The organism is Bradyrhizobium sp. AZCC 1578, assembly GCF_036924675.1.
Taxonomy (GTDB): Bacteria; Pseudomonadota; Alphaproteobacteria; order Rhizobiales; family Xanthobacteraceae; genus Bradyrhizobium.
Map to the genome: position 1 here is coordinate 7,449,765 of NZ_JAZHRZ010000001.1, position 24,942 is coordinate 7,474,706.

Here is a 24,942-nt window from a genome sequence, read left to right on the forward strand (position 1 = left end):
GATCTCAAGGAACAAGCGAATTATCGCGTAAGCTGACTGGAAGCTGATGTCTTCTTCCAGTCGGCAAGCCAGCTTTTGAACCTTCCGCTGTCGCGCTCGCCGCCGTGCCAGGCTGCGGTGACGGTGCCGTCGCCGGCCACCAGCACCACGACATCGAGCCCCTTGGAACGGCGCAGCGTATCGATCGCCTGCTGCGGGGTCTGCGCGATCGGTCCTGCGACATTGAAGGAGGTGTTGACGGACAGCTCGACGCCGATATGGCGGCCGAGCGCCTTTAAGTAGGCATAGGTGAGGGGATCGTCGCCGGCGCGCACGATCTGGATGCGGCCGGTGCCGTCGGCGTGGATGACCGCCGGGATTTTTTCGCGCGCATGCGGCTTCGAATGCGCTGTCAGCACCATGTAGTTATAGGCGTTGTAATCGGCATCCGCAGCGCCGGGCAGCAGTTCGAAGTATTCTTTCGCAGCTTCCAGCGTTGCCATCGGCGCCAGCGGGCGAATGGCCTCGCGGTATTTGACGCGCGCGTTGAGCAGCTCGCGCACCGCCGGATCGCAGGGATTGGCGAGGATCGAGCGATGGCCGAGCGCACGGGGACCGGTCTCGGCCGCGCCCTGATGCAGCGCGATCACGCCGTTTTGGGCGACCATCAACGCCATCAGGTCGGCGATCGCTTCAAGGCCTTCAGGCGTCGATATATCGCCGATCCTTTGCGAGGTGATGTCATCGGCCGCAACGGCGTGGACGATGTCGCCTTGCGAGGGCGGCGTGCCGCAATAGAAGGCGTGCGTCATCGGCGCGCCGCGCGGAGCGCCCGCCAGATGCGCGAACAGCCAGGCGGCACCGATGGTGACGCCGGGATCGCCGGGCACCGGCGGCACCCACAGATGCAGCCGCGCGTTGCGCCGCTGCGCGCCCGCGAACCACGCTTCGTCGAAATGTTCGAGCAGCCGCATATTGCCGACCGCGTTCAGCGCGACGCCGCCGGTCAGCACCAGCCGGTTGGCGCCGGTCGTGCGCAACAAATGATCGACGACGTGGATCATGGCGTCCTCGAACACCAGTTGCGTCGCGGCCGCCTTGTCGAGACGGTCCTTGGTATCGGGACGGTGGTGGATGTCCTCGACACGCAGCACCGCATCCGGATTCCAGAGCTGGTCTCGCTTAAGCGGTTCGCCGAGAATTTTTGTGAGTGCTTCCTTGTAGGGATGGTCGAACGGGTCGCAGTACCAGTTGGCCAGCGCGCGATTGAGCCTGATATCGCCGTTCGCCCCGAAATGCAGAACGTCGCGCAGCCGCGTGTAATAGGGATTGCTGGCGCGGTCCATATTGCCCCAGGCGGCAGCGCCCATGTAGCGGCCCTCGCTGGACAGCCAGGTCCAGCCGCCCTGTGTTGACGAGATCACGCTGTAGAATGCACCGAGTGAATCGAACATGCTGTCGTTGCAGTAGAGCCGACGCATCGCGTCGTTCTCGACCACATAGAGCGAGATCGAGCCCTGATCGCCGGTGCCGTCGAGCACCGCAATCGCGGTCGGCGCGGTATCGTCGGCGAACGGCGAGGCGGCGTACGAAAACCATGCATGGTTGTCGTGATGCGGCAGGCAGATCAGCGGCACCCGCTCGGCAAGCCCAAGCTGGCGCGCGAGGATTTTTGGCGTCCGCGTCATCTGGTCGAGGCGGCGGCCGTCGAAGCCCGTGGCCTCGGTGGTGCGTACGAGTTTTAGGCTCTGCGGCAATTCCTCGAGCACCGAGCGCGCCAGCGTACCGGCGAGCGTCGGGTAATCCCAGCTCGTGAGCCAGGCATCGATGTCGCCGATGTCGCGGCCCATGCCGCGCAGCGTTCCTACCGCCGCGTCGATCGACAGCCTCGGATATTCGGTGGTGTGCTTGTTGCCGGAAAAGCGTTCTTCCTCGTTGTTGACGATCAGCCGTGGCCCATTTGCCTGCGTCACCTCGACGAGCGCCAGCCCTGAATTGTGCGTGCCGGGCGCGCCGAGGCCCGCGAGATAGACCGCCTCACCCCGCGCGAGTTTGTCGCGCACATGCGCGATCCGCGCATCGGCGAATTCAGAGCCAAGCTGATGAAATCCCGCAGCACGCATGGTCTTTGCAGCGAGCCAGCGCGCAAAGCGAAATCCACCCGCCGCGAGTTTTGGGTATCGCGGACCAATTCGTGTGTTCGGTTTCAAGCCTTAGTCCAACCTCTGGGCCTCGCCATCGCGCAAGGTCATGCCTGCAGCCCGCATCAATCACAATTGGCGCCGGGCAACAATGCCATTTCGGCATAAGGAATAGGTGTATCCTTGCAAGCGCTGAAGCGGCTTGCGAGACAACTGCGAGCTATGGGAAGTATTCGGCGACATCATGCCGGCGAGGTCGGGTACTGGAGGATGAGGCACCACCGCGTGGTGCCTCTCCTCGACCGTCACTATCCCGGAATATCCGGCTCCACGAGCAATGCGAGCTGGGCAAGCGATTGTTGCCAGCCGAGATAGCAGCCTTCGACCGGGATTACCGTCGGCAAGTTTGTCTGTTCGATGTTGATCTCGGTTCCGACCGAAACCGCTTTCAGGGTCACGGTAACCTCAATAACGCCAGGCAAATTGGGATCGTCGAAACGATCGGTGTAGCGGATCCGCTCGTTGGGCACGATCTCCAGATATTCTCCGCCGAACGAATGGCCGGCGTTCGTGGTGAAATTCGTGAACGACATCCTGAACGTGCCGCCAACCTTCGCCTCGAATTGGTGGACCTTGCAGGTGAAGCCGTAGGGCGGCAGCCACTTGGCCATGGCATCCGCATCGAGGAAGGCGCGAAAAACCTTCTCCGGTTTGGTGGCGAGGACACGATGCAAACGAACGGTATTGCCTTGGGACATGACGTTATTTTCTCCTTTACTGAGCGGAGTATATCGCGGGATTTGATTGGGTTCGCTCAGTCTCTGCCACAAGGACGCCTGGCCTCCATGCGATCCGACACGGGGCCAAAAAAATTCACCGACGCGGGCGCGCGGTTCCGTTTTACGTGACGGTAGAATGGGCGGAGGGAGAATAAAGGAAGTATTCCGCGCGCGATCAACAAGCGAGCACGCCAGTTCTGACGGCGCGATGTTAGCCCGAGCTGAGCCGCACGCCCGCGCGCAGGAATTTCTGCGGATCGACGGCGTCACCGTCGATCCGCGTTTCATAGTGCAGATGCGGACCGGTGGAGCGGCCGGTTGAGCCGACGGCGCCGATGACCTGGCCGATCTTGACGAAGTCGCCGACCCTGACGTGAATCTCCGACAGATGGCCGTAGCGGGTCGACAGGCCGTTGCCGTGATCGACCTCCACCATGCGACCGTAACCACCCATCCATCCCGACGATACGACCTTGCCGTTCGCGGTGACGCGCACCGGATCACCGGTGGCGGCGCGGAAATCGAGGCCGGTATGCATCGCGGGCCGGCCGAGGAATGGATCGCTGCGAACGCCGAAGCCCGAGGTGAATTCGACCTCGCCGACGACGGGTTTGCGGTAGGGCACCAGCGCGAGCGTCGCGTTGAGGCGCTGCATCTGGGCACGGGTGAGGTTGATCCGGTTGAGCTGGCGTTCGAACGCACCGGCATCCGCCGGCAGCTTCAACGGCACGAACGGGCCACCAATGGCCGAGCGCGGCGTTGCGGCTTCGAGCTGCGCCATATTGAGGCCGAGATCGGTGAACACGCCACGCATGCGGCGCAGCCGCGATTCCATGCTGTCCTCGACCGAGCTCAAGGCCGCCATCTGCCGCCGCTCGACGGAATCCAGCGAGGTCTGCAGGCGGACCAGGACATTGTCGACACCCTGAACCTTGGCGAACTGGTTTGGCTGCGGCTTGGCGACGGCGGGCGCGCGCGATTCCAGCCGGGCCTCGCGATCTGGCGGCGCTACGAAGATCACGGTGTCGCTGATCGGGGAGGGTTTTAGGCTGCCGGAAGCGGGCGTCTCCGCGGCCGCGCCGCGCGGCGGAGGCCGAATCGAACCGGTCGCCGCGATATCCGGCATCGCGCCAAGGGCAGTGGCGCGCGACTCGAGCGCGGTCTGGCGGCGCATGATCTGGTCGAGCTTCTGGTCGAACTGTTCCTGATCGAGCAACTGGCGGCTGGTCGTGCGGTCGACCTTGGCGCGCAGCTCCGCGATGCGGTCTTCATAGGCGTATTGCATCTCGGCCTGCCGGGCGATCAGCCGGGTCAGGACATCATCGCGAAACGCGAAATACGTGGCGGTGGCCGCCGACCACATGCCAAGCAGCACGATCGTGCCGACGACGATCCAGAACACGACCGGGCCGAGCCTGACCTGCCTGCCGGCATGGACGATGGTGTAGCCGTCACCGTCTAGCGCTGCAGCTTTTGCGGCATGGGGTGCCGGACGGCGGGGCGGCGTCCGGCCATGATCGTGGGGATGGTGGTGATCGGCATAATGACCGGAACGGTACGACATCGGCACTCCCGCGCCGGTCGGAAATCAGCTCCGTTCGGCTCAATTTGCGTGCCGATTTGACCCATTCATGGTTAATTTTTGGGAAATGGAACCTGCCGATCACATGCCGCGGACGGCGGCCAACACCTCGTCGGCATGGCCGTCGACCCGCACATTGCGCCAGATTTTGGCGATCCGTCCGTCGGCGCCGATCAGAACCGTCGTTCGAATGATCCCCATGAAGGTCCTGCCGTACATCGATTTTTCGCCCCAGGCGCCATAGGCCTCAAGCATCTCATGTTGCTCGTCCGAGATCAGAGGAACCGAGAGCTGGTGCTTGTTCCGGAAGGATTCCTGGGCCTTTACGGTGTCGGCCGATATCCCGAGCACCACCGCGCCCGCATCGGCAAACGCGCTATCGAGCCGCGTGAAGTCGATCGCCTCCCGGGTGCAGCCGGGCGTGTCGGCGCGGGGATAGAAAAACAGCACCAGTTTCCTGCCGGCATAATCTGCCAGCGAAACACTGCCGCCGCCGTCCCGCGGAAGCTTGAAGGGGAGCGCCATGGCGCCTTCGACCAGTCCGGTTCCGGCAACCGGCTTGGGCGTATCCGATAGATTGGATTTTATTAACTGTTTCGATGTCGGCTTGTGCGACGCTTTGGCTGAAGCGCTCTTGGCCGTCTTTGCCGGTTTCTTGGCCGGCTTCTTGGCGGCCGCCTTGGTGGCGGTTTTGGCGGCCTTGTTGGCTACCTTGGCGGCAGGCTTTTTGGTCGATGCCGGCGTGCTGCGGCGGGCGGTCTTGGCGGCAGTCTTGGCCGCGGCCGGTTTTGCGGCGGAAGTCTTGCGGTTCTTGGGGGATGGCATGGAGGATTTCTTGCGCGTTTTCTTGGACATACGCCTTCCTTTCGTCGCTTTCCGCAGATCAACCATTAGGGTATTGCGGGTCTCGCCTTTGACCGTCGGATTCGCTCCGGCTGCTGGGCAAGTTTGATGACCCCGGAGTATGGTTACAAGGAATTCGACGCTACCCCCGTCCGCTCGTCGATGGGACCGCCCAATCAATCCTTGGGCCCGACCACGAGTAACAGTATTAATCGAGGAATGGCAGCGATGCCGGCACAGGAACGCTCGATACCGATCGAAGAGCGTGCCCTTGGCGGCGATCAACCTCAGCGCCGGCACCGAGAGGCAATGGCTAAGAATACTTCGCCCAAGGGGTCGAATCCGCGTGCCGAGGCCCAGCAATGGGATGACGCTGCGGGCTGGGAGCAGGACGAGGCGGCGGGCTATCGTGCGCGACGGCTGTTGTCGCGCTCCAATTCCCGATTCCACCGGTTCGGCGACAAGTTCTCAGCGCTGCAGCAGATGACCGGCGAGCGCTGGGTCAAGCGCCTGGCGATCGTGATCGCCGTGCTGGCGGTGATCTTCACCGGTTGTTTCGGCGGTCTGTGGTGGCGGCTCGGCGCCGGGCCGATCAACCTCGACGTCGCGACGCCGTGGCTGGCGGCCGCGATCGAAGACAATATCGGCCATGGCAACACGGTCGAGGTCGGCGGTACACAGATCGAGCGGGCCGGACGGATTCGAATCGCGGTGCGCATCCGCGACATCGTGGTCCGCGACCGTGACCAGGTCGTCGTCGCGACCGCGCCGAAGGCCGAGGTGAAACTATCGGGCATGGCGCTGGTGATGGGACGGCTGCGCGCCGAGAGCCTCAATCTGGTCGATGCCGAACTTTCGGTGCGAATCACGCCGGACGGCCAGGTGACGGTGTCTGCCGGCGACACCGCCAAGCCGCTGGCGACCGGCGTTGCTTCCAAGCGCGATGCCGGCATAGCCCCAACATTCCCTCGCCAGGCGCCTGCGCCGCCGCAGGGTGCTGCTGCGACGGCTCCCGATACCACGCAGAACGGATTGCTGGCCGGCCTTGACTGGCTCGACAGCCTCAGCCTGACCGGCCTCGATGGGCAGAACCTGAACGAGATCGGCCTCAAGAACGGCAATCTCATCGTCGACGACCAGCAGCGCGGCAACAAATGGACGTTCGAGAATATCAGCCTCAGCATGCGCCGGCCGAGCAGCGGCGGGGTTGCGGTGAGCCTTGGCGAGCAAGGTGCGCGTCCCTGGTCGCTCAAAGTCGTAGTCGGACCGCAGCAGAACGGCGTGCGGTCGGTCGATCTTCGCGCCGACAAGGTGCCCGCCGCCAACATCCTGCTGGCAATGCGGGTCAAGGACCTGACCTACAGCGCCGAGCTGCCGCTTTCCGGCGAGCTGAAGGGCGAACTGGGCCGCGACGGTCTGCCGACCTATTTCCGCGGGCAAGATCACCGCCGGCGCCGGGAACCTCATCGACAGCGATACGCCTGACTATCCGATGCCGATCGATTCGGCGGAGATGAGCGTCGAATGGGATGCCGGACGGCGCGTGCTGGTCGCGCCCTTCAAGGTCATTTCCGGTTCGAACCGGATTACGCTGCTCGGCCATCTCGAGCCGCCGAACGGCGCCACCACCGAATGGCAGGCCGGCCTTAGCGGCGGCACCATCCTGTTGGCCGGCACCGACAACGAACCGCCGCTGATCTTCAACCGGATCGCGATCGGGCTGAAGTTCGACACCGACCGCAAGCGCGTGCTGCTCACCCAGGCCGATATCAGCAACGGCGAGATCGGAATCGCCGGCACCGGCAGCATCGACTATGCGAACGAGGCGCGGCTCCAGCTCGGTTTCGCTGGAACGCCGATGTCGGCATCAGCCCTGAAGCGGATGTGGCCGATCCTGATCGTGCCCGAAGTGCGCGAATGGGTGATCGAGCGGATCGAGCGCGGCACGCTCCAGCGCATCGAGGTCGGCGTCAACTCGCCGGTGCGCAATCTGTCCCGCAAGGGACCGCCGATTCCCGACGATGGTCTGGCCGTCAACATCGTCGCGTCCGGAGTTACCGCGCGTCCGGTCGACGACATGCCCGCGGTCCGCGATGCGGATTTGAAAGCGCGCGTTACCGGGCGAACAGCGACGGTGACGATCGGGCAGGGAATTGCCGACACACCCGGCGGCCGCAAGATCAACATTTCCGATTTCACCTTCGAGGTGCCGGACATGGCGCCGAAGCCGTCGCCCTCGCGGGTGAAGTTCAGGGTCGATGCGTCCGTGCCGGCAGCGGCCGAGATTCTGGCGTCCGACCGCATCAGCGATCTCTCCGGCACGCTGATCGATCCGAACGCCAGCAAGGGAAACGTTGCCGCCGTCATCACGCTTGGCATGCCGGTCAAGGGCTCGATGACCAAGGCCGACACCACCTACACCGTGATTGCCGATCTGGCCGGGTTTGCCGCCGACAAGCTCGTGATGAACCAGAAGCTGGAATCCAGTACGCTCAAGGTGCTCGCCAATAACGCGGGCTACCAGGTCAAGGGCGACGTCAAGATCAACGGGCAACCGGCTTCGCTGGACTATCGCAAGCCGAGCGAGGGCGACGCCGATATCAGGCTGCAGGCGACATTGGATGATGCCAGCCGCGCGCGCCTCGGGATCGATTTCGGACCCGCCGTGAGCGGCTCGATCCCGATCAAGGTGGTTGGCAAGATCGGCGAGAACGACAGCCGCGTCGGTATCGAAGCCGATCTGACCTCGCTGCGGCTCGACAACATCCTGCCGGGGTGGGTCAAAGTGCCCGGCAAGTCGGGCAAAGCGACGTTCAATGTCGTGAAGAAGGAGCAGTCGACGCTGTTCCAGGACATCGTGGTCGAAGGCGGCGGCGTTTCGATCAAGGGGTCGCTGGAAGTCGACCAGAACGGCGATCTGTTGAACGCGAACTTCCCGACCTACGCGCCGTCGGACGGCGACAAGACGACGTTGAAGGCCGAGCGCGGCACCGACGGCGTCGTGAAGGTCACGATGCGCGGCGACGTGTTCGACGGCCGCGGCTTCCTCAAATCGGCGATCTCGGGCAAGGAAGCCGACCCCAAGAGCAAGTCGAGGAACATCGATCTCGATGTCGACGTCAAGCTCGGCGCGGTCGCCGGCTTCAACGGCGAGGCGTTGCGCAGCGTCGACAGCAAATTCTCCCGCCGCAACGGCATCGTCAAAAATTTCACGCTCTCCGGCAAGGTCGGGCGCGACACGCCGGTGACCGCCGATCTGCGCGGCCGCGGGCAGGGACAGGGACGCGACATCATCATCCTGCAGACCAACGATGCGGGTGCTTTCTTCCGCTTCACCGACACCTATTCGAAAATGGTCGGCGGTCAGCTCTCGCTTGCGATGGAGCCGCCGACGGTTGAACCCAGCGCCAAGGACGGTCTGATCAACGTCCGCGATTTCTCCGTCAAGGGTGAGGCCGCACTGGAGCGCGCCGCCGCGGGCGGAGCGGCCGGCGTTCAGAACGGCATTTCCTTTACGGCACTGCGCGCCGAGTTCACTCGGCAGAGCGGACAGCTCACGATCCGCGATGGTGTCGTGAAGGGTCCGATCATCGGCGCGACCATCGAAGGCAGCATCGACTATGTCGGCAATGCCGTGCGCATGAGCGGCACCTTCGTTCCGATGTACGGATTGAACAACATGTTCGGTCAGATTCCCGTGCTCGGCCTGTTCCTCGGTGGCGGCAGCAATGAGGGGCTGATCGGCGTGACCTATGAGGTGGTCGGCACGCCTGGCCAGCCCGTGCTGCGCGTCAATCCGATTTCGGCCGTGATGCCCGGCGTGCTGCGCAAGATCTTCGAGTTCAACACCGGCAAGCAGAACAACACCCCGATCGAACTGCCGCCGAATAATTAGTCAGGCACCGCCGCAGGTTGGTGGATGATCGAATGGAAGCTTCGGGATGGAAGCTTTCTCTCGGTAGAAATCACTGCTCTGGTCTGCTTGCCAGACATGGATCCAGCAGGACATGGTCGACGTCGCGTCGTCGATATCCGCCTCTCACGATAACCCTGTCGCCAACCGCTAGGCCGTTGGATTGGTAGGTCACGCACATGATCCTGATATCCGGCGGTGAGCACAGCACGAGATACCACAAGACTTGATCCGTCTGCACCGCTGTGAGATTACCGACCACCGAGAGATCGATCCGGTAGTCGAGTTCTGGAATGCCGTCGGCCATCCGCCTGACATCCTTGCAGTCGGCTGGCCTCCGCGCAGGCTGCTCTGCTTCGGAAAATGCCGGACGGTCGGCAAATATATCGTTCGACGCGATTGATGGAGTCGAGCTCGGCACTGCAAAGCACAGGGCAATGGTTGCTACCGATAATCCGCCAGTTGCTGCGTTCATTCGGCACCTAGCCAGATGCCATGGCCGAGACCGCCCGCGCGACCGAAGCCAAAGTGGCGTTTTGCTGCGCGGCAGAAACGGTGGCGCCAGTCAGGTAGGCGGTGATCACGATGGGCGCTTTGCCGGGTGGCCAGGTCACAGCAACGTCATTGTTTGTGCCTCGGGCACCAGTACCGGTCTTGTCGCCGACGCGCCAGTCTTTCGCAAAACCTGCACGCAGTCGCGCGTCGCCGGTCTTGTTGGCGACCAACCATGCCGTCAGTTGCTCGCGCGATGCTGCCGACAGCGCTTTAGTCCCAAGGATCAGCGCTTGCAGATTCGAAGCCATCGCATTCGGTGTCGTGGTATCGCGGGGATCGTCGGGCAAAGCCTCGTTGAGCGAGGGCTCATCCCGGTCTAGCCGCGTGACTTGGTCGCCGAGGCTCCGCACGAAGGCCGTCAGCCCCGGCGGTCCGCCGATGCCGGCAAGCAGGAGATTGCCGGCCGTGTTGTCGCTCAACGTCACCGCCGCTTCGCAAACCTCGGCGAGCGTCATGCCGTCGCCGCCGACGCGCTTCTCGGTTACGGGGGAGTACACGATGAGTGCGGATGCGTCGAAGGTTATGCGCCGCGTCAATTGTTCCTTGCCGGCATCCACCCGCGCCAGGAGCGCGGCGGCTGCCAGCATCTTGAAGGTGCTGCACATCGGAAAGCGCTCATCGCCCCGGTGGGCATGACGAGTGTTCGTTGCTGTGTCGAGGACACAAACACCGAGCCGGCCGCCGCTCTCGCTCTCCAGACGCTTGATCTCGTCGATCAGTCGTTGATTTGCGGTCGATGCGCGTATCGCTTGCCGGGCGCTCAAAGCAGTCGTTATCAGCGCTGCACCGCATCCAAGCTGGAACTGTCTTCTCGTGATCACCATGAATCCCTCCTTGCTGCGAGCAGGAAGGTGCCGATCGGTCGCTGTCTTGACAAACGATGAGTTCTGCGGGCAGGCATAAGAAAAACTAGGGACAAGCGATGCGGCGCCGGATGAAGCTTTCGCACCTTCCGCTCAATGCGCTACGGGCCTTTGAAGCGACAGCGCGCCATCTCAGTTTCACCCGTGCTGGCCTGGAGCTTCGGGTTACACAGGCGGCCGTCAGCCAGCATGTGAAAGTGCTGGAGAACCGGCTTGGCGTACAGTTGTTTCGCCGACTGCCCCGCGGCGTTGCGCTCACCGATGAAGGACAGTTGCTGCTGCCGAGCATTGTCGAGGCCTTCGGCCGGCTCACCGAAACGCTCAATCGTTTTGAGGACGGCCACTACCAGGACGTCATCGCGGTCGGTGTGGTCGGTACCTTCGCTTCGGGCTGGCTGCTGCCGCGGCTCGATGCCTTCAGGAAGGCCTATCCACGGATCGATTTGCGCCTGTTCACCAACAACAATCGTATCGACATCGCGGGTGAAGGCCTCGATTACGCGATCAGGTTTGGCGATGGCCTTTGGCACGGCACCGAGGCGACCCACTTGATGGCAGCGCCATTTACCCCATGCTGCGCGCCTTCGCTGGCTCGCAGGCTGAGCCGGCCGGCCGATCTCAAGCGCGAGGTGCTGCTGCGTTCCTACCGACAGGAGGAATGGCCGCGATGGTTTACCGCCGCGGGACTGCAGAGTCCGGTCCTCAAGGGAATGGTATTCGATTCATCGATCACGATCGCCAGTGTAGCGGCGCGCGGTTTCGGCGTTGCGTTGTTGCCGGCGGCATTGTTTCAGGATGAGATCCGCCAGCGGCGGCTGGTACGTCCTTTCAAGGTCGAAGTCGCGCTCGGCGATTATTGGATCACGTCGCTGCACTCCCGGCGACCGACCGCCGCGATGCTCTCATTCAAGAGCTGGCTGCTTGAAACGATCGCAGCAACAAGGAGGAGCCCTGGCAAGCAGGCCGGGACGTAGCTACCGCCGCAGCGCCGGCACGACCAGGAACGGAATCATTCCGAGCACCACGGCCACCAACGCGAATGCGATCACGGGGTTGTAGCTGTGGGTCCAGTCGTGGATCAGGCCGCCGGCCCAGGCGCCGAGTCCCGAGCCAAGGCCGCTGCCGATCGAGATCGTGCCGTAGATGGTACCGACCCGTTCGCCGCGAAAGATATTCATTGCGGTTGACGTGATCAGTGGGCCGCGCGAGCCGATCATGCTGCCGAAGGTCACGACGAAGGCGCCGAGCAGCCAGAAGTTCGGATAGAACTGCAGCAGCCAGAGCAGGATGATGCCGACGATCGAGATAGCGTAGCTGAGCAAAACCGACGGCCTTCGTCCGATCATTGCATCGAGCTGGGTCACGCCCAACATGCCGAACAGCAGCACAACGCCGGAAAAGCCCCAGGCGGTTGCGGCCTGCAGGGGCGGGAAGCCGGCATCGATCAGATAGGCGACGATCTGCGCCGCAAGCGCATACATCCCGACGGCCGTAAAGAAAAAGGTCGAAAACAGCGCCCAGAACGCGTGATGACGCATCGCGCTGCCGAGCGTCCAGCCGCCGTCGACAAAATCGGGATCGGCCTTTTTTGCGATGTGCGGCGAGCCCGTGGAGAACAGCCGCCATGGCAGCAGCAACAACGGCGGCAGCAGGCAGAGCGCAATGATACCGAACGTCTGGTAGGCGCCGCGCCAGCCGATGTGATCGATCAGAAGCTGCGACGCCGGCAGCAGCACCAGGACGCCCGCTCCGGCGGCGGAATAGACCACCGCCATCGCGGTAGGCAATCGCCGGCCGAACCAGCGGCCGAGCAGGATCGAGTTCGGCACGTTGCCGATGAAGGCGATACCGATCCCGACGGAGACGCCGACGCTCAACTGGAATTGCCACAGCGCCTGCGCGCGTGACGCCACCAGAAACGCCCCGCCGAGCAGCAGCAGTCCCAGCGAATAGACAGCGCGGGGGCCGTAGCGGTCGAACAGCCGCCCCACCACCGGCGCCGTCAGCCCGCCCGCCAGCCATGTCAGCGAATAAACCGAAACCACTTCCGCGCGGTCCCAGCCGAAATTCTCCGAGATCGGTTTGAGGAAAACCGTAAAGCTCTCGCCGAGGCCACGGCCAAGCAGCGCCAGCGTGAAGCACAGCGCCAGCACGTTGAGCGCCACGCGCCCCGGCTTGAGCGGCTTGGCTGTCGCGTCTCCCTCTGGCGTCTTTTCTTCCATAAGACGCAGGGAGCGCGTTTCCGCTGATGCCCGCAAGCGTCAAAAAGTGAATGCGCCTATGCAAGGCCGAGCTAGATTCTTTGTTTGAGCATGATCTCCGGGCAAACGCTGCGCGTTTGTCCCGAGGGAAAACCGGTATCCACTTTCCGGATCATGCTCTAGGCCGGCTTGAGCAGGACGTGCTTTTTCTTCCCCATGGAAAGTTTGATGACGCCTTCCGGGGTGAGGTTGGACGGTGTGAGCACCATCTTGTCGTCGGTCACCGCGGCATCATTGACGCGCAAGCCACCGCCCTTGATCTGGCGCCGTGCCTCGCCATTCGAGGTCACGAGACCCGCTTTCACGAACAGCCCCAGCACGGCCGCGCCGGCTTCGAGCTCGCCGCGCGAAACCTCCACTGTGGGCAGGTTCTCCGCGATCGCGCCTTGCTCGAACGTTTGCCGGGCGGTTTCGGCGGCGGTGTTCGCGGCGTCGCGGCCATGCAACAGCGCGGTCGCCTCCGTCGCCAGCACCTTCTTGGCCTCGTTGATCTCGCCGCCTTGCAATGCCGCGAGCTTCTCAATCTCGCTCATCGGCAGGGTCGTGAACAGCTTTAGAAATTTCACGACGTCGGCGTCCTCGACGTTGCGCCAGTATTGCCAGAAGTCGTAGGGCGAGAACTGGTCGGCGTTGAGCCACACCGCGCCCTGCGCGGTCTTGCCCATCTTGGCGCCCGACGCGGTCGTGAGCAGCGGCGTGGTCAGCGCGAACAATTGCGGCGTGCCCATGCGGCGGCCGAGATCGACGCCGTTGACGATGTTGCCCCATTGATCGGAGCCGCCCATCTGCAGCCGGCAGCCGGTGCGCCGCGCAAGCTCGACGAAGTCATAGGCCTGGCAGACCATGTAGTTGAACTCGATGAAACTCATCTCCTGCTCGCGCTCGAGCCGGAGCCTGACCGAATCCATCGTCAGCATGCGGTTGACCGAGAAATGCCGGCCGATGCCGCGCAGCATCTCGATCCAGTTCAATTTCGTCAGCCATTCGGCATTATCGAGCATGATCGCATCGCTCGGGCCGTCGCCGTACCGCAGCACCTTCGCGAACACGCCACGGATCGAGGCCTTGTTGGCCTCGATTTCCTCGATCGAGCGGATCGCGCGCGTTTCGTCCTTGCCGGAGGGGTCGCCGACCATGGTGGTGCCGCCGCCCATCAGGGTGATCGGCTTGTTGCCGCTCTGCTGCAGCCAGTGCAGCATCATCATGGTGAGGTAATTGCCGATATGGAGCGATGGCGCGGTGCAGTCGTAGCCGACATAGGCGATCGCCTGGCCCTTGGCGGCCAACGCGTCGAGGCCCTCGAAATCGGAGCATTGGTGGATGAAGCCGCGCTCCTGTAAAATGTTCAGAAAATCTGATTTAAATTTGGTCATGGGCGGGCGCTTTGATCATTCTATTTTCACTGTAATTGTAACCAGTTGCGGAACCATGGCCGGAACAGGCTGCCGCAAGGCCGGGCGCTGTGGCATTATAAGATGTGCGTGTTTGGCACAAGCTGGTCGTCGTCGGCGGGACGTATCGAGCAGGGCGTTTCAAAGGCACAATCGACCATGATGTTGACGGCATTAGGTTTGATGAGCGGCACCTCGCTCGATGGGGTCGACGTCGCTTTGGTCGAAACCGACGGCCGCCGGGTGAATGCGCTCGGACCGTCCGGATACCGGCCCTATACCGATACGGAGCGCGGCCTGTTGCGGCAGGCGCTGTACGAGGCCGCCGACCTGACCGATCGCGCGGCGCGGCCCGGCTGCCTGCGCGAGGCCGAGCGGGTCGTCACCTCTGCGCATGCCGAGGCGGTGGCCGCCTTTACCGCGCAACACCGGATGCGCTTCGACGATATCGACATCGTCGGCTTTCACGGCCAGACCGTGCTGCACCGGCCCGAGAAAAAGCTGACGGTCCAGATCGGCGATGCGCTGACGCTCGCCAAGACGATCCACATTCCGGTCATGTACGATTTCCGCGCTGCCGATGTCGAAGCCGGTGGGCAGGGCGCGCCCTTTGTGCCGGTCTATCATCGCGCGCTCGCCCAATCGCTGGAGTGGGAGGGGCCGACCATCGTGGTCAACATCGGCGGGGTCGCCAATATCACCTATATCGACGGCGACACGCTGATCGCCTGCGATACCGGGCCCGGCAACGCCCTGCTCGACGACCACATGTTCCGCCGCATGAACCAGCGCTTCGACACCGAGGGCCGCACCGCCGCGCTGGGCAGGGTCGATGCGGCCTGGATCAACCGTGCGCTGGAGATGCCGTTCTTTTCGCTGCCCCCGCCGAAATCGCTCGATCGCAACGATTTTGCGGGCCTGAAGCTCGGCGATATGGCGCCCGCGGATGGCGCGGCGACGCTGACCGCCTTCACCGTCGCCGCGATCGCCCGGGTGGTGCCATTGTTGCCGAAGGAACCCAAGAACTGGATCGTGGCCGGCGGCGGCGCCCGCAACCTCACTATGTTGCGGATGCTGCGTGAGTGTCTGGCGCCTGCGACCGTCCGGGCGGCGGACACCCTGGGCTGGGCCTCCGACGCCATCGAGGCGCAGGCTTTCGGATTTCTGGCGGCGCGGGGCCTGAAGGGCCTGCCGCTGAGCTACCCCGCCACGACCGGGGTGCCGCTCCCGATGACCGGCGGCATCATCGCGCGACCGTGACGCGGTTCAAGATATGTTGATGCAATTGCATCGACCTTGACGACTGCATGCAGGCGCATCTAATTTAGATGCAGATGCATGGAGCGGAGGCCGGCCGGCCTTCGCGTTGGGAGGTCGTTATGGCGCAGAAGCTCACTTTGATCAGCCACAAGCTTTGTCCCTATGTGCAGCGCGCCGTGATCGCGCTGAACGAAAAGGGCATTCCGTTCGAGCGGGTCGACATCGATCTCGCCAACAAGCCGGACTGGTTCTTGAAGATATCGCCGCTTGGCAAGGTGCCGGTGCTCGTCGTGACCGGTGCCGACGGCAAGGAGGTCGCGCTGTTCGAAAGCAACGTGATTTGCGAATACATCGAGGACACCCAGGGCGGCGCAAAGCTGCATCCGCAGGATGCGCTTCAGCGTGCGCAGCATCGGGCCTGGATGGAGTTCGGGTCGACCATTCTGAGCGAACTCTGGGGCCTGGAGACGACGGGTGATCCCGCGATCTTCGAGAGCAAACGGCAGGCGGTCGCCGCAAAATTTGCGCGCGTCGAGGAGGCGCTGGGTAGCGGGCCGTTCTTTGCCGGCAAAAATTTTAGCCTGGTGGACGCGGTGTTCGCGCCGATCTTCCGTTACTTCGACGTGTTCGATCAACTGACCGATCTCTCGGTCTTTGCCGACACGCCGAAGGTCCGCGCATGGCGAGAGACGCTGGCGAAGCGGCCGAGCGTACGCACGGCGGTGGGTCCCGACTATCCGCAATTGCTGCACGCGTTCCTGGTGCGCCATAACGCGCATTTGCTGAAATTGGCAGCGTGAGACCGGCATGATCGTAGGATGGGTGGAGCGGAAGCGATACCCATCGACACCGCGGCGTGCGATTGATGGGTTTCGCGAAGGGCTCAACCCATCCTACGTAGCTGCCCGATTGTCGCTCAGCGGACGTTGGCAAGCCGCATGTCGAGATAGCCGGTCACCGTCTCCATCAGCGGCTCGAGCTTGCCGTCGAAGAAGTGATTGGCGCCCGGGATGATCTGCTGATCGATCACGATGCCTTTCTGCGTCTTCAACTTCTCGACCAGCGTATTGACGTCCTTCGGCGGCACCACCGCGTCCTTCTCGCCGTGCACGATCAGGCCCGAAGACGGGCAGGGTGCGAGGAAGGAGAAGTCGTAGAGATTGGCGGGCGGCGCGATCGAAATAAAACCTTCGACCTCGGGCCGGCGCATCAAGAGCTGCATGCCGATCCAGGCGCCGAACGAAAAGCCCGCGACCCAGCAGGCGCGTGCTTCGGGATTGATGGTCTGCGCCCAATCGAGCGCGGATGCCGCGTCCGAGAGCTCGCCGGTGCCGTGATCGAATGAGCCCTGGCTGCGGCCGACACCGCGGAAATTGAAACGCAGCACCGAGAAGCCGCGATGCGCAAACGCGTAATAGCACTGGTAGACGATCTGGTGATTCATCGTGCCGTGGAACTGCGGATGCGGATGCAGGATCATCGCGATCGGCGCGTTCTTCTGCTTGGCCGGATGATAACGGCCTTCGAGGCGGCCTGCGGGGCCGGTGAAAATTACTTCAGGCATTGATGATCCCTAGGCAACGGACGTGATCCGGCGGAAAAGAATGTGATCATGCGTCGTTGGGCGATGCGCGAACGGGCGCTCCCGTGAACTGGTTGCGGCCTTCTAGCATGAGGCGAGGGGCAAAAAGCAAGCATCTTGAACGTCTCGAAGGCTGTTCAAGGGGTCAGCTTGCGATTGTATGAGACGGCACGATCCCCAATTGCCATAAGGCGCTTTGCGCAGGCACCCGGCGTACCTCGCGCTGGCCGCCCGCGGATGTAGGTAATATTATACAGAACAATGTCCGACCGCATCTATCTCGATTGGAATGCGACGACGCCGCTTCGCCCCGAGGCGAGGCAGGCGATGGCGGCCGCTTGGGACCTGGCCGGCAATCCGTCCTCGGTGCATGCCGAAGGGCGTCAGGCACGCCGGCTGGTCGAGGACGCACGGGCTGCAGTCGCGGCGGCCGTCGGCGCCCGTCCGCAGGACGTAGTGTTTGCTTCCGGCGGCACCGAAGCCAATGCTATGGCGCTGGCGCCAGGATTGCGCCGGAGCACGGGCTCGCCGGTCCAGCGACTGGTGGTGTCGGCCATCGAGCACCCGTCGGTGCTATCAGGGGGGCGGTTTCCGGCAGATGCGATCGCGGCCATTAATGTCTCCCGTACCGGCTTGGTCGATCTCACCCATCTGCGTGCGCTGCTTGGCGAAGGGCCGCCTTCGCTGGTGTCGGTGATGCTGGCCAACAACGAGACCGGCGCCATTCAACCGGTCGGCGAAGTCGCTGATATCGTGCATGAAGCGGGTGGGCTGCTGCATGTCGATGCGATCCAGGCATTCGGTAAAATACCGTTCGATATCAAATCGATAGGCGCCGATCTACTCACCTTGTCTGCGCACAAGATCGGCGGCCCCAAGGGGGTTGGAGCACTGGTGCTGGCCGAGGAGGTGCTGGGGCTGGAGCCGCTGCTCCGCGGCGGTGGCCAGGAGCTGGGCCGCCGGGCGGGAACCGAGAATGTCGCCGGTATTGCGGCCTTTGGCGCAGCGACCAAGGCGGCCATGGCCGAGCTACCGGCTAGTGCAATCCGGCAGCAGAGCCTGCGTGACCGCCTTGAAAAGGGTCTAAACCAAACGCCTGAAATCATTGTGTTTTCAGAGCATGCGCCGCGCTTGCCCAATACGACGCTGTTTACCGTTCCCGGGCTTCGAGCCGAGACGGCAGTGATCGGCTTCGATCTCAGCGGTATTTCGGTATCGTCCGGTTCCGCCTGTTCCTCGGGTAAGGTGCAACCATCCCACGTTCTGGCCGCCATGGGGTTCGAAGGCGAGCTGGCACAGGGAGCGGTGCGGCTCAGTCTGGGCTGGTCTACCACGGAGACAGACATTGATTTGGCCCTTGAGGCTTGGCGAAAGCTCGCTGATGCCTTACTTAGAGGGCGACGAAACACGGCTTGAACCGTTCTAAGCGGGTTTCGCCGGAACGCTTCGTCACATTGATTTTGCGATTGTTCCACCGCGGTCCTTGAAACCGCGAGCGGAGGATGGAATGCCAGCCGTACAAGAGACGGTCGAGCGCGTACGGCGCATCGACGTCGATCAATATCGATATGGTTTTGAGACGCTGATCGAGTCCGACAAGGCCCCCAAGGGTCTCTCGGAAGACACCGTCCGCTTCATTTCCGCGAAGAAGAACGAGCCGGCCTGGATGCTGGAATGGCGTCTGGAGGCCTATCGCCGCTGGCTGACCATGACCGAGCCGACCTGGGCGCGCGTCAACTATCCCAAGATCGACTACCAGGACATCTATTACTACGCGGCGCCGAAGCCGAAGAAGACGCTGTCGTCGATCGATGAGATCGATCCCGAAATCCTCAAGACCTACGAGAAGCTCGGCATACCCTTGCGCGAAGTCGCGATTCTCGAAGGCGTCGAGCCCCCGCCCGGCGGCGAGCCGTCGGCCAACCGCAAGATCGCGGTCGACGCGGTGTTCGATTCGGTTTCGGTGGCGACCACCTTCCAGAAGGAGCTGAAGGCCGCCGGCGTGATCTTCATGCCGATCTCGGAGGCGATCCGCGAACACCCCGAACTGGTGAAGAAGTATCTCGGCACGGTCGTGCCCACCTCGGACAATTATTTCGCGACGCTGAACTCGGCGGTGTTCTCCGACGGCTCGTTCGTCTATGTGCCGCCGGGCGTGCGCTGCCCGATGGAGCTGTCGACCTATTTCCGCATCAACGAGCGCAACACCGGCCAGTTCGAGCGCACGCTGATCATCGCCGACAAGGGCTCCTACGTCAGCTATCTCGAAGGCTGCACCGCACCGCAGCGCGACGAGAACCAGTTGCATGCGGCGGTCGTCGAACTCGTCGCCCTCGATGACGCCGAGATCAAATATTCGACGGTGCAGAACTGGTATCCTGGCAATTCCGAAGGCTTGGGCGGCATCTACAATTTCGTCACCAAGCGTGGCGACTGCCGCGGCAACCATTCGAAGATTTCCTGGACCCAGGTCGAGACCGGTTCGGCGATCACCTGGAAATATCCGAGCTGCATCCTGCGCGGCGACAATTCGCGCGGCGAGTTCTATTCGATCGCGATCTCGAACGGTTACCAGCAGGTCGATAGCGGTACCAAGATGCTCCATCTTGGCAAGAACACGTCGAGCCGCATCATCTCCAAGGGCATCGCGGCGGGCAAATCGCAAAATACCTATCGCGGCCTCGTCACCGCCCATCGCAAGGCGACCGGCGCACGCAATTATACGGCCTGCGACTCGCTTCTGATCGGCGACAAATGCGGCGCGCATACCGTGCCTTACGTCGAGGCGAAGAACTCGTCTGCGACCTTCGAGCACGAAGCGACGACGTCAAAGATCTCCGAGGACGTGCTGTTCTATTGCACCCAGCGCGGGCTCTCGCAGGAGGAAGCGGTTGGCCTCGTGGTCAACGGTTTCGTGAAGGACGTGCTGCAGCAACTGCCGATGGAGTTCGCAGTTGAGGCGCAGAAGCTGATCTCGATCTCGCTCGAAGGATCGGTTGGATAGCGACCTCATCCTGAGGAGGCCGCGCAGCGGCCGTCTCGAAGGATGAGAGGAAAGATTGTGGCCACGTCCTTCGAGACGCGCCTGGCGGGCTCCTCAAGACGAGGGGTGAAAATGGAAAAACGACATGTCATTGCTTGAAGTGAAAGACCTGAAGGTTCGTGTCGAGGATAACGAAATTCTCCACGGGCTGACGCTGACCGTGAACCCGGGCGAAGTCCACGCGATCATGGGACCGAACGGCTCCGGCAAATCCACGCTGTCGCACGTCATCGCCGGCAAGCCGGGTTACGAAGTCACGGATGGACAAATCCTGTTCCGGGGTGAGGACCTCCTGGAGATGGAGCCGGACGAGCGCGCCGCCAAGGGCGTGTTCCTGGCGTTCCAGTATCCGGTTGAAATCCCTGGTGTCACCACCTGGAATTTCCTGCACACGGCATTGAATGCCCAGCGCAAAGCTCGCGGCGAAAGCCAGCTTACCTCTCCGGAGTTTCTCAAGAAGGTCCGCGAGGTCGCAAAGTCGCTCAACATCCCGCAGGACATGCTCAAACGCGGCGTCAATGTCGGCTTCTCCGGTGGCGAGAAGAAGCGCAACGAGATATTGCAGATGGCGCTGTTCGAGCCTGCCGTCTGCATCCTCGATGAGATGGATTCCGGCCTCGATATCGACGCGCTCAGGATCGCGGCCGACGGCGTCAACGCGCTGCGTTCGCCCGACCGCGCCATGGTCGTCATCACCCACTACCAGCGGCTGTTGAACTACATCATACCTGACTTCGTACACGTGATGTCGAGGGGCCGGGTCGTCAAAAGCGGCGGCAAGGATCTGGCGCTGGAGCTCGAAGCTTCCGGCTATACCCAGTTCGAAGACGCAGCCTGACGCAAAGCGGATTTGTGATGAACCTGGTTTTGGCAAAAAGCGAGACGGGACAGGCGCTAAGCGACAGCTTTGCGATCGCCCGCGACCGGTTGCCCGGCACCGGCAAGGTGGCCGAAGCGCGAAGTGCCGCCTTCGAGGCCTATGAGCGCGCAGGCCTGCCCCATCGCCGGATCGAGGACTGGAAGTACACCGATCTGCGGGCGCTGATGCGCGAAGTGCTGCCGCTGGCGCCTGCGCCAGATGCCGCTGCGCTGACGCGGGCCGCCTCCGCCGTCAAGCTGCAGGCGATCAAGGGCGCGCGCCGGCTGGTGCTGGTGGACGGCGTGTTCGCGCCAAAGCTTTCCGAACTAGGCGGCCTGGAGAAGGGCCTTACCGTTCGTCCCCTGCGGGATGTGCTGGAAGCCGGCGAGGCCGCGCTGCAGGCGCAACTGCTCACGACCGACAACACCAATCCGATGGTGGCGCTCAACAGCGCGATGATGACCGATGGCGTGGTGATCGAGATCGCCGATGGCCTCGTGCTGAAGCAGCCGCTGCAAATCATTCATGTCGCCAGCGGCACTGCGCCCGCGGCGATGTTTACGCGCTCACTGCTGCGTCTCGGCAAGGATGCCGGCGTGACGCTGGTCGAGAGCTACATCGCAGCCGACGGTGCGAAGACCTATCAGGCCCACGACTCGCTGATAACAGCGATCGGGGACAATTCGCGGCTCGATCATGTTCGACTGGTCGAGGACAGCCGCGAGGCCTTCAACATCTCCTCCGCCGTCATCACGCTCGGCGCCCATGCGCATTTCAACACTTTTGGCATAACCTCGGGCGCTGCCGTCAGCCGCTACCAGGCGACGATTGCGTTCGCGGGAGAACATTCCCGGGTCGAGACCAACGGCGTCAACCTGCTCAACGGCCGCCAGCACGCCGACACCACGCTGCTCATGGACCACGCGGTGCCGCACTGTGCCAGCCGCGAGGTGTTCCGCGCCGTGGTCGACGACCGTGGCCATTCGGTGTTCCAGGGCCGCATCATCGTGCGTCCCGATGCCCAGAAGACCGACGCCAAGATGATGACGCGGGCACTGCTTTTGTCCGACGACGCCGAGGCCGACAACAAGCCGGAGCTCGAGATCTTCGCCGATGACGTTACCTGTGGCCATGGCGCCACGACCGGCGCGCTCGACGAGAGCCTGCTGTTCTACCTGCGCGCCCGCGGCCTCTCCGAGAAGGAGGCCCAGGCGCTGCTGATCCAGGCCTTTGTTGGTGAGGCCATCGAATCCATCGTCAACGACGATCTGCGCGAGCTCGCAATCGCCGCCGCGCAACGTTGGCTGGAGGCACGGGCATGACCCAGCATCCGGCGGTCAAGAATGGCGCCTATGACGTGGCCCGCGTGCGGGAGGATTTCCCTGCGCTGGCGATGAAGGTCTATGGCAAGCCGCTGGTCTACTTCGACAACGCCGCCTCCGCGCAGAAGCCGACCGCCGTGCTCGATCGCATGACGGAAGCCTACAGAAGCGAATACGCCAACGTACATCGCGGTCTGCATTATCTTGCCAATGCCGCGACGGAGGCTTACGAGGGCGGCCGCGCGAAGGTGGCGAAATTCATTAACGCAGGGCGTAGTGAAGAAATTATCTTCACCCGCAATGTCACGGAGGCCATCAATCTGGTGGCATCTTCCTGGGGCGAGCCCAACATCAAGCAGGGCGACGAGATCGTGCTCTCGATAATGGAGCACCACTCCAACATTGTGCCCTGGCACTTTTTGCGCGAGCGCCATGGCGCCGTGATCAAATGGGCGCCGGTCGACGACGACGGCAATTTCCTGATCGAGGAGTTCGAGAAGCTGCTGACACCGCGCACCAAGCTCGTCGCCATCACTCAGATGTCGAACGCGCTTGGCACCTTCGTCCCGGTCAAGGAAGTCGTGAAGCTCGCTCATGACCGCGGCATTCTGGTGCTGGTCGACGGCGCGCAAGGCGCTGTGCATTTGCCGATCGACGTGCAGGACCTCGATTGTGATTTCTATGCCTTCACCGGCCACAAGATCTATGGTCCGACCGGGATTGGCGCGCTGTACGCCAAGCATGAGCACCTGGTCGCGATGCGGCCCTATAATGGCGGCGGCGAGATGATCCGCGAGGTGGCAAAGGACTGGGTCACCTATGGCGATCCGCCGCACAAGTTCGAAGCCGGGACGCCGCCGATCGTCGAGGCGATCGGGCTGGGCGCTGCGATCGATTACGTCAACTCGATCGGCAAGGAACGCATCGCCGCCCACGAGCACGATCTTTTGAACTACGCCCAGGAGCGGCTGCGCGAAATCAATTCGCTGCGTCTGATCGGCACCGCGCGCGGTAAGGGGCCGGTGATCTCCTTCGAGATGAAGGGCGCCCATCCCCACGACGTCGCAACCGTGATCGACCGGCAGGGAATCGCTGTGCGCGCCGGCACCCACTGCGTGATGCCGCTTTTAGAGCGGTTCAATGTCACAGCCACCTGCCGGGCGTCGTTCGGGATGTACAATACCCGGGAAGAAGTCGACCATCTGGCACAGGCGCTGATCAAGGCGCAGGATTTGTTCGCATGAGTGATACGGCCGAAGTCAAAACCGCCAACATGGAAACCAACTCGGCGCTGCCGCCGGAGGAGACCGAGCGGCTGGGCACCGAAATCGTTGCCGCGCTGAAGACGGTGTTCGACCCGGAAATTCCGGCTGACATCTACGAACTCGGCCTGATCTACAAGGTCGACCTCAAGGACGACCGCAGCGTCGATGTGACGATGACGCTGACTACGCCGAACTGTCCGGCCGCCGGCGAACTGCCGACCATGGTGGAGAACGCGATCGCCAGCGTCCCGGGCGTCGGCGTCGTCAATGTCAATCTGGTGTGGGATCCGGCCTGGACGCCGGATCGGATGTCCGACGAGGCGCGCCTCGTCCTCAACATGTGGTGAAGGGACCTATTGCCCAAGCTATCCGGCGTCATCGAGACTGCACTCTACGTCGATGACCTCGACCGCGCCCGCGCGTTCTACGAGGAGGTGCTGGGTCTGGAAGCGCTAACGGCGGATCCGCGGTTCGTTGCCTTCGATGTCGGTGGACGAAACGTGCTGCTGCTGTTTCGCCGCGGCTCGGCGCCTGAGACGATCCAACTCCCCGGCGGCACCATTCCGCCGCATGATGGCAGCGGCCCCGTTCATATGGCCTTTGCCATTCCGGCGGCTGAGCTGCCGGTGTGGGAAGAGGCACTCGACAAGCACGATGTCGCGATCGAAGGCAGGACGGACTGGCCGCGCGGCGGGAAGAGCATCTACTTCCGCGACCCGGACAGCCATTTGCTGGAACTGGCGACACCGGGAATTTGGGCGATTTACTAGAATGCTTGCGGCTGGTTTCGACGGGTTCTGAGTGAGTTCATGACGAGAGGCCTTCACAGCGGGATTTTCGTTGTTATTTTAATGCCATGATAGCTCGTCGCCACGATGCGACGCCGGAGATCGACTGCAATGGATACCACCGTACAGTCTTCCAAGCCGAAGCCGCGGCCGCGCCCGCAGGTGATGAAATTGACCGAGGCGGCGGCTGCGCGGATCACGGAACTGACCAAACGCGCCGATTCCGAGATCGTGGGCTTGCGCGTTGGCATCAAAAACGGCGGCTGCGCCGGGCAATCCTATACGGTGGAATACGCCCACGAGATCCGCCCGACCGACGAAGTGGTCGAGGACAGGGGCGTGAAGATTCTGGTCGATCCCAAGGCGGTCCTGTTCCTGCTCGGCACTGAGATGGACTACAAGGCCGACAAGCTCCAGGCGCAGTTCATCTTCAACAACCCGAACCAGGTTTCCGCCTGTGGCTGCGGCGAGTCGGTGCAACTGACGCCGGCGAAGGGTTAACGACCGCATCGCCGG

General features: G+C 62.9%; 20 protein-coding genes and 1 pseudogene. 12 read left to right on the forward strand and 9 right to left on the reverse strand.

Translation table 11 applies throughout. From position 1 onward, the window contains the following. Positions 1-20: 20 nt before the first annotated feature. The 4 genes from V1290_RS35565 to V1290_RS35580 form a co-directional block, all read right to left on the reverse strand. Entirely contained in the window at positions 21-2,189 is a 2,169-nt protein-coding gene (locus tag V1290_RS35565) for a carbamoyltransferase C-terminal domain-containing protein (protein ID WP_334368745.1), read from the reverse strand. 239 nt (positions 2,190-2,428) lie between these two features. Next, on the reverse strand, positions 2,429-2,878 hold the full coding sequence (locus tag V1290_RS35570) for an SRPBCC family protein (protein ID WP_334368746.1): 450 nt from the start codon (positions 2,876-2,878) through the stop codon (positions 2,429-2,431). Positions 2,879-3,110: 232 nt separating this feature from the next. Next, the gene (locus V1290_RS35575; RefSeq protein WP_334368747.1) at positions 3,111-4,463 is read right to left on the reverse strand and encodes a peptidoglycan DD-metalloendopeptidase family protein; all 1,353 of its coding nucleotides are present in this window, start codon (positions 4,461-4,463) and stop codon (positions 3,111-3,113) included. A gap of 99 nt (positions 4,464-4,562) precedes the next feature. Next, complete coding sequence (locus V1290_RS35580; protein ID WP_334368748.1) at positions 4,563-5,336, reverse strand: peroxiredoxin; 774 nt, start codon at positions 5,334-5,336, stop codon at positions 4,563-4,565. Between the two features lie 216 nt (positions 5,337-5,552). Between V1290_RS35580 and V1290_RS35585 the strand changes: the two are divergent. Then, positions 5,553-9,219, forward strand: a pseudogene (locus tag V1290_RS35585) (hypothetical protein). 70 nt (positions 9,220-9,289) lie between these two features. Here V1290_RS35585 and V1290_RS35590 read toward each other — a convergent pair. After that, positions 9,290-9,712, reverse strand: coding sequence for a hypothetical protein (locus V1290_RS35590; protein ID WP_334368749.1), 423 nt, complete (start codon positions 9,710-9,712; stop codon positions 9,290-9,292). Between the two features lie 7 nt (positions 9,713-9,719). Beyond that, positions 9,720-10,616 (reverse strand): class A beta-lactamase, encoded by an 897-nt coding sequence (gene bla, locus V1290_RS35595; protein WP_442895036.1) that lies wholly within the window; start codon positions 10,614-10,616, stop codon positions 9,720-9,722. Positions 10,617-10,726: 110 nt separating this feature from the next. On the opposite strand from bla, the gene V1290_RS35600 reads away from it, so the two are divergent. After that, positions 10,727-11,629 carry a LysR family transcriptional regulator gene (locus V1290_RS35600; RefSeq protein ID WP_334368750.1) on the forward strand — a complete coding sequence of 301 codons (903 nt, stop codon included), beginning with the start codon at positions 10,727-10,729 and terminating at the stop codon, positions 11,627-11,629. Here V1290_RS35600 and V1290_RS35605 read toward each other — a convergent pair whose 3' ends face one another. Together V1290_RS35605 and tyrS are read right to left on the reverse strand one after the other, a co-directional pair. Continuing rightward, entirely contained in the window at positions 11,630-12,877 is a 1,248-nt protein-coding gene (locus V1290_RS35605) for an MFS transporter (protein ID WP_334368751.1), read from the reverse strand. Between the two features lie 158 nt (positions 12,878-13,035). After that, a complete protein-coding gene (tyrS, locus tag V1290_RS35610) occupies positions 13,036-14,289 on the reverse strand; it encodes a tyrosine--tRNA ligase (protein ID WP_334368753.1) in 1,254 nt (417 codons plus the stop codon). A 177-nt stretch (positions 14,290-14,466) separates the two neighbouring features. Between tyrS and V1290_RS35615 the strand changes: the two genes are divergently transcribed. Both V1290_RS35615 and V1290_RS35620 read left to right on the forward strand, forming a co-directional pair. Beyond that, positions 14,467-15,567 carry an anhydro-N-acetylmuramic acid kinase gene (locus tag V1290_RS35615; RefSeq protein ID WP_334369277.1) on the forward strand — a complete coding sequence of 367 codons (1,101 nt, stop codon included), beginning with the start codon at positions 14,467-14,469 and terminating at the stop codon, positions 15,565-15,567. 119 nt (positions 15,568-15,686) lie between these two features. After that, entirely contained in the window at positions 15,687-16,367 is a 681-nt protein-coding gene (locus tag V1290_RS35620; RefSeq protein WP_334368754.1) for a glutathione S-transferase family protein, read from the forward strand. Between the two features lie 116 nt (positions 16,368-16,483). Here V1290_RS35620 and V1290_RS35625 read toward each other — a convergent pair whose 3' ends face one another. Next, positions 16,484-17,131 (reverse strand): alpha/beta hydrolase, encoded by a 648-nt coding sequence (locus tag V1290_RS35625; RefSeq protein WP_025589847.1) that lies wholly within the window; start codon positions 17,129-17,131, stop codon positions 16,484-16,486. Between the two features lie 279 nt (positions 17,132-17,410). On the opposite strand from V1290_RS35625, the gene V1290_RS35630 reads away from it, so the two are divergent. The 8 genes from V1290_RS35630 to V1290_RS35665 all read left to right on the forward strand — a co-directional run bounded on the left by V1290_RS35630 (position 17,411) and on the right by V1290_RS35665 (position 24,927). Further along, positions 17,411-18,565, forward strand: coding sequence for a cysteine desulfurase family protein (locus V1290_RS35630; protein WP_334368755.1), 1,155 nt, complete (start codon positions 17,411-17,413; stop codon positions 18,563-18,565). A gap of 91 nt (positions 18,566-18,656) precedes the next feature. Continuing rightward, entirely contained in the window at positions 18,657-20,153 is a 1,497-nt protein-coding gene (gene sufB / locus V1290_RS35635; protein ID WP_334368756.1) for a Fe-S cluster assembly protein SufB, read from the forward strand. 124 nt (positions 20,154-20,277) lie between these two features. Continuing rightward, positions 20,278-21,030 carry a Fe-S cluster assembly ATPase SufC gene (sufC, locus tag V1290_RS35640; RefSeq protein ID WP_334368757.1) on the forward strand — a complete coding sequence of 251 codons (753 nt, stop codon included), beginning with the start codon at positions 20,278-20,280 and terminating at the stop codon, positions 21,028-21,030. Positions 21,031-21,047: 17 nt separating this feature from the next. Continuing rightward, complete coding sequence (gene sufD, locus V1290_RS35645) at positions 21,048-22,373, forward strand: Fe-S cluster assembly protein SufD (protein WP_334368758.1); 1,326 nt, start codon at positions 21,048-21,050, stop codon at positions 22,371-22,373. Beyond that, entirely contained in the window at positions 22,370-23,617 is a 1,248-nt protein-coding gene (locus tag V1290_RS35650) for a cysteine desulfurase (protein WP_213288637.1), read from the forward strand. The genes sufD and V1290_RS35650 overlap by 4 nt, the downstream gene beginning before the upstream one ends. After that, positions 23,614-23,985, forward strand: a complete 372-nt coding sequence (locus V1290_RS35655; RefSeq protein WP_028346267.1) for an SUF system Fe-S cluster assembly protein — start codon at positions 23,614-23,616, stop codon at positions 23,983-23,985. The genes V1290_RS35650 and V1290_RS35655 overlap by 4 nt, the downstream gene beginning before the upstream one ends. Before the next feature lie 9 nt (positions 23,986-23,994). Then, positions 23,995-24,408 carry a VOC family protein gene (locus V1290_RS35660; RefSeq protein WP_334368760.1) on the forward strand — a complete coding sequence of 138 codons (414 nt, stop codon included), beginning with the start codon at positions 23,995-23,997 and terminating at the stop codon, positions 24,406-24,408. Positions 24,409-24,537: 129 nt separating this feature from the next. Further along, positions 24,538-24,927, forward strand: a complete 390-nt coding sequence (locus V1290_RS35665; protein WP_334368761.1) for a HesB/IscA family protein — start codon at positions 24,538-24,540, stop codon at positions 24,925-24,927. Positions 24,928-24,942: the final 15 nt, after the last annotated feature.

Coding starts and splice junctions, on each gene's coding strand:
- sufB (WP_334368756.1), top strand. CDS start 18,657: ATGCCAGCCGTACAAGAGACGGTCGAGCGCGTACGGCGCATCGACGTC.
- V1290_RS35650 (WP_213288637.1), top strand. CDS start 22,370: ATGACCCAGCATCCGGCGGTCAAGAATGGCGCCTATGACGTGGCCCGC.
- V1290_RS35575 (WP_334368747.1), bottom strand. CDS start 4,463: ATGTCGTACCGTTCCGGTCATTATGCCGATCACCACCATCCCCACGAT.
- tyrS (WP_334368753.1), bottom strand. CDS start 14,289: ATGACCAAATTTAAATCAGATTTTCTGAACATTTTACAGGAGCGCGGC.
- V1290_RS35625 (WP_025589847.1), bottom strand. CDS start 17,131: ATGCCTGAAGTAATTTTCACCGGCCCCGCAGGCCGCCTCGAAGGCCGT.
- V1290_RS35580 (WP_334368748.1), bottom strand. CDS start 5,336: ATGTCCAAGAAAACGCGCAAGAAATCCTCCATGCCATCCCCCAAGAAC.
- V1290_RS35600 (WP_334368750.1), top strand. CDS start 10,727: ATGAAGCTTTCGCACCTTCCGCTCAATGCGCTACGGGCCTTTGAAGCG.
- bla (WP_442895036.1), bottom strand. CDS start 10,616: ATGGTGATCACGAGAAGACAGTTCCAGCTTGGATGCGGTGCAGCGCTG.
- V1290_RS35620 (WP_334368754.1), top strand. CDS start 15,687: ATGGCGCAGAAGCTCACTTTGATCAGCCACAAGCTTTGTCCCTATGTG.
- V1290_RS35665 (WP_334368761.1), top strand. CDS start 24,538: ATGGATACCACCGTACAGTCTTCCAAGCCGAAGCCGCGGCCGCGCCCG.
- V1290_RS35590 (WP_334368749.1), bottom strand. CDS start 9,712: ATGAACGCAGCAACTGGCGGATTATCGGTAGCAACCATTGCCCTGTGC.
- V1290_RS35655 (WP_028346267.1), top strand. CDS start 23,614: ATGAGTGATACGGCCGAAGTCAAAACCGCCAACATGGAAACCAACTCG.
- V1290_RS35570 (WP_334368746.1), bottom strand. CDS start 2,878: ATGTCCCAAGGCAATACCGTTCGTTTGCATCGTGTCCTCGCCACCAAA.
- sufD (WP_334368758.1), top strand. CDS start 21,048: ATGAACCTGGTTTTGGCAAAAAGCGAGACGGGACAGGCGCTAAGCGAC.
- V1290_RS35605 (WP_334368751.1), bottom strand. CDS start 12,877: ATGGAAGAAAAGACGCCAGAGGGAGACGCGACAGCCAAGCCGCTCAAG.
- V1290_RS35630 (WP_334368755.1), top strand. CDS start 17,411: ATGTCCGACCGCATCTATCTCGATTGGAATGCGACGACGCCGCTTCGC.
- V1290_RS35615 (WP_334369277.1), top strand. CDS start 14,467: ATGATGTTGACGGCATTAGGTTTGATGAGCGGCACCTCGCTCGATGGG.
- sufC (WP_334368757.1), top strand. CDS start 20,278: ATGTCATTGCTTGAAGTGAAAGACCTGAAGGTTCGTGTCGAGGATAAC.